Origin of the sequence: Sandarakinorhabdus oryzae (assembly GCF_009733735.1) — a bacterium.
GTDB lineage: Bacteria > Pseudomonadota > Alphaproteobacteria > Sphingomonadales > Sphingomonadaceae > Sandarakinorhabdus > Sandarakinorhabdus oryzae.
In genome coordinates this window covers 1-4,496 of sequence record NZ_WNJP01000201.1, presented here as the reverse complement: position 1 = coordinate 4,496, position 4,496 = coordinate 1, and the positions used below count along the sequence as shown (strand labels likewise).

The window sequence follows — 4,496 nt, the reverse complement described above, 5'->3', positions numbered from 1 at the left end:
GTGGCAATGGCGGCGGTGCGCGTGTCTTGCAGCAGGCGCCAGCCCAGCCCGGCCGCCACGGCCAGCACCAGGGCGCCGCCGACCAGCAGGGTGCGGCGGCCCATCGACGGTCAGCCTTCCAGCGCCAGCAGGGCGAAGCTGGCGAGCCAATGCTCCCCGGCATAATCGCCGGCGATGTGGGGCAGGGCGCTGGCGATATGAGCATCGGCCGCCGCGCGCAGCACCGGCACGGCGGCATCGCGCGGCGACAGCACGGCCGCCAGCCGCCGGAAGGCCCAGGCCCGCGACAGGTTGAGGCCATCGAGATGCGCGATCTTGCCGTCGCTGCGATCGGTGACGGTGGCCGGGGTGAACAGGCTGGCCGGCTGCTGTTGCCTCGCGCGTGGCAGGAAATGGCGGAACCAGGCGCGGAATTCGGTGGCCGGCAGCAGGGTCGCCATCGCCAGCGCTTCCATCAGCGTGGGCGAGAGGAAGGCATCGCCATCCGGTTCCCAGGCTTGTGCGCCGCGATCCGCGCCAAACCAGTCCTGCGCCCGGGCGGCCATCAGGGCAAGCAGCGCTGGGTCATGATCGGCCGCCCAGTGCGCGCTCAGCACCAGGGCAAAGGCGGTATTGCCGTGCGACCCGGTGCGGATCGGGTAGGCAAAATTGGTCAGCAGCGCCCGCCAGTGCTGGGCGAAATCCTGCGCGAAGGGTTCAAGAATCGGCGCCAAGGGATTGCCAGCACCTGCCATTTCCGCATGCAGCTTGAGCAGCCAGGCCCAGCCATAGGGCCGCTCAAAGCCGCGCGACAGCGGCCGGGCGAGATAGGCGCGCTCGGCGGCGACCTTGTCCGGCGTGAAGGTTTCGGCCGCCAGTGCCCGGGTTTCGGCAGCGCGGGCATGATCGGGAAACAGGTGCGCCAGCCGCAGCAGCAGCCACCAGCCGTGCACGCAGCTGTGCCAATCGAAGCTGCCATAGAACATCGGGTGCAGATCACGCGGTGCGCGCGCATCGGCATCGCCGGCCATGACATGGTCCAGCTTGTGCGGATATTCGCGGGTGACATGGCCCAGCGCGATGCCGGCCATGCGGGCAGCCAGGGCAGCGTCGAGCATCATCGGAAGGCAAATCCCCAGATCATGGCGGTATTGAACAGCCAGAGTAGCACGGCGGTGGGCCATTGCGCGCGGATCACGGCATAGCGGTCGGGCAGATTGAGCAGGGCGGCCGGCACGATGTTGAAATTGGCGGCCATCGGGCTGAGCAACGTGCCGCAGAAGCCGGCCAGCATGCCCACGGCGCCCACCACCACCGGATTGCCGCCCAGGCCCAGCACCAGTACGGGCAGGCCGATGCCGCCCATCATCACCGGGAAGGCGGCAAAGGCGTTGCCCATCATGATGGTGAAGATCGCCATGCCGCCGGTGAAAACCAGTACCGCGGCGAGGCGGCTGCCTTCGGGAATGGCGAGTGGGGCCAAGGCGCCGACGATGTTGCCCACGCCGGCGACGGCGAACAGCGCACCCAGGCTGGCAAGCATCTGCGGCAGGATCATCGCCCAGCCCACACCTTCGGCCAGCCGCCGGCCCTCCTGCACGGCCGCGCTGGGTGGTGGTCGCAGCCACAGCATCAGCACGGCCACTGCAATCAGGGCGCCCAGGCCCAGGCCAACCAGCGTCACCTGTTTGGGATCAACCAGTTGGCCCAGGTGCGGGAACAGGAAGGTGCCGCCCAGTGCGACGGCCGGCATGATCAGTGCCGGCAGGAACAGGCGATTGCCATGCGCGGCCGTGCTGGCGGACCGATCGCTGGCGCTCGATGTTGCCGGCTGGCCCTTGCCGGGTGCGCCGAGCAGCGCCAGCGCCACCAGCGCCAGCAGCAGCAGGCCGTTGCCCATATTGCCCAATGCGTCGCCGGCCAGGAATTCGGCTGCGAGCAGGGCCCAGAAGGCGGCCCCGGCCAGGCGCTTGCCGTGCTGCCGGTCAAGCAGCGTGGCGACGGCCCAACTGCCGAACACCAGCCCGGCCAGGGCATAAAGCACGGGCAGGCCGATCACGGCTTGAGGCGCCACAACCGGGTGCCGTGCACGGCAAAGGCCGCCAGCGCCGTGGGGATGGCCCACACCGACAGATCGAATGGCTGCACGAAGATGCCGGCGCTTTCGAGGAAGCCCTTGATCAGCAGGATCGAGGCGATGGCGAGGAAGATATCCTCGCCAAAGAAGATGCCGACATTGTCGGTGGCGGCGGCCATGGCCTTGACCTGGTTGCGTTCATCGTCGCTGATGTCAGGCTTGTCGCGCGCGGCGGCGGCTTCGACCATGGGCGCCAGCAGCGGCCGCACCGTCTGGGCATGGCCGGCAATCTGGGTCAGGCCCAGGGCTGCGGTGATCTGGCGAAATCCAAGATAGATCAGCAGGATGCGGGACGATGTTGCGGCTTTCGTGCGGGCAATCAGCGCCGCCGCCTGTTCCTGCAAGCCAGCCCGTTCCATCAGGCCGATCACGGGCAGGGCCAGCCAGGGCACGGAGACATAGCGGTTCTGGTGGAAAGCCTTGCCCATCGCTGCCACCACTTCGGGAATGGACAGGCCCGCGCCCAGGCCTGACCCAAAGGCCGCCGCCACCACCACGGCCAGCGGATTGGCGCGCAGGGCAAAGCCGATGACGACGATGGCGATGCCGATCAGAGGCCACAGGCTGGGAACGCTGGTCACGCGCCGAAGCCGCCACCGCCCGGGGTTTCGATGATGATCATGTCGCCGGGCGCCAGTTCGGCGCGGTCGCAGGCGGCGAGGATATCGACTCGGCCATCCGTGCGCTCGACACGGGCACTGCCAGGCAGGGCGTCCCCGCCGCCGGCGAGACCGAAGGGGCGGGTGCGGCGACGGCCGGAGAGAAGTGAGGCGGTCATCGCCTCGCGGAAACGGATGCGGCGGATCACGCCGTCGCCGCCTGGCCACCGCCCGGACCCTCCAGAACAAGGCCTTACACTGAATTCCTCAACCAACACCGGAAAACGTGATTCCAACACTTCGGGGTCGGTCAGGCGGCTGTTGGTCATATGGGTCTGCACCGCGCTGGCACCGGCGAAGCCATCGCCAGCGCCGGCGCCGCCGCAGATCGTCTCGTAATATTGGTGGGCCGCATTGCCGAAGGTGAAATTGTTCATGGTGCCTTCCGACGCCGCCAGCACGCCCAGGGCGCCGAACAGGGCATCGGTGATGATCTGGCTGGTTTCGACATTGCCGGCAACCACGGCGGCCGGCGCCTGCGGGCGCAGCATGGAGCCATCCGGCACGATCAGGGTGAGGGGCCGCATGCAGCCATCGTTCATCGGCAGATCATTGCCAGCCAAACATCTGAAAACATAGAGGACCGCTGCCTGCGCTACCGAGAAGGGGGCGTTGAAATTGTCGGCCAGCTGGGGAGAGGTGCCGGTGAAATCGATGGCCGCGCTGCGGCTGGCGGGGTCGATGTGGACAGCCACGCAGACACGGGCGCCATTGTCCATCTCGACGAAGCGGTGGCCATCCTTCAGCCGAGAAATGGCTTCACGAACAGCCTGTTCTGCATTGTCCTGCACATGGCGCATGAAGGCGGCGACGACGGCTTCGCTGTCTGAACGGCACAGGTCGACCAGCGCCGTGGCCCCGCGCGTGCAGGCGGCGGCCTGGGCCTTCAAGTCGCCGATGCAGCGCGCCGGGTCCCGCGCCGGCCACGGGCCGCTGCGCAGCAAGGCCAGCATCTCGGCTTCGAGGAAATTGCCCTGATCAATCAACAGGATATTGTCGATGAGCACGCCTTCTTCTGCGATGCTCCTGCTGTCGGGCGGCATGGATCCGGGGGTGATGCCGCCGATATCAGCCTGGTGCCCGCGGGCCGCGACCCAGAAGGACGGCGCGGCACCACCGGCGAAAACCGGAACAACAACAGTCACATCGGGCAGATGGGTGCCGCCGGCGAACGGGTTGTTGAGAACGAAGGCGTCGCCCGGGTGGATGCCGCGGGCAGAGCCGGCCCATTTGCCCATCACCGTGCGCACGCTGTCCCCCATCGATCCCAGGTGCACCGGCATGTGCGGCGCATTGGCGATCAGATGGCCATCGCCATCAAAGATCGCGCAGGAAAAATCCAGCCTTTCCTTGATGTTGACTGACCAGGCCGTGGTCTTTAGTGCCTCGCCCATGTCTTCGGCGATGGCCATGAAGCGGTTGGCGAACAGTTCGAGGCGGATCGGATCGGGCGCGTCAGCGGCGGGCAGGGCGGTCTTCCCGGCCGGGGCAAGGCGGGTCAGGATCAGGTTGGCCGCGGCGTCCACTTCGGCCTGCCAGCCGGGCTCGACCAGCGTGGTGCCGGCGCTGTCGATGATCACGGCGGGGCCGGCGATGCGCCAGCCGGCGGGCAGGGCAGTGCGGTTGTAGAAGGCGCAACGCTGCCATCCGTGTCCCACGAACACCTCGTGGGTGGCCACGTGCAACGCGCCGCTGGCCGCGCGCGCCGGCGCGGTGGCCGG

General features: G+C 68.0%; 4 protein-coding genes. All 4 read right to left on the bottom strand.

What is annotated here, in order from left to right; all coding sequences use genetic code 11:
• Window positions 1–110: 110 nt before the first annotated feature.
• A complete protein-coding gene (locus GJ693_RS14090) occupies window positions 111–1,100 on the bottom strand; it encodes a DUF2891 domain-containing protein (protein WP_156256908.1) in 990 nt (329 codons plus the stop codon).
• Complete coding sequence (locus GJ693_RS14085; protein ID WP_156256907.1) at window positions 1,097–2,038, bottom strand: DUF979 domain-containing protein; 942 nt, start codon at window positions 2,036–2,038, stop codon at window positions 1,097–1,099. The genes GJ693_RS14090 and GJ693_RS14085 overlap by 4 nt, the downstream gene beginning before the upstream one ends.
• Window positions 2,035–2,679 (bottom strand): DUF969 domain-containing protein, encoded by a 645-nt coding sequence (locus tag GJ693_RS14080; protein WP_156256909.1) that lies wholly within the window; start codon window positions 2,677–2,679, stop codon window positions 2,035–2,037. Before GJ693_RS14080 ends, GJ693_RS14085 begins: the two co-directional genes overlap by 4 nt.
• A 14-nt stretch (window positions 2,680–2,693) precedes the next feature.
• Window positions 2,694–4,496 (bottom strand): hydantoinase B/oxoprolinase family protein (locus GJ693_RS14075; protein ID WP_197042214.1); only part of this gene is annotated, 1,803 nt, incomplete at its 5' end.

What these genes read in the sequence shown, in the direction of transcription:
- GJ693_RS14090 (WP_156256908.1), bottom strand. Translation starts at nt 1,100, where the DNA reads ATGATGCTCGACGCTGCCCTGGCTGCCCGCATGGCCGGCATCGCGCTG.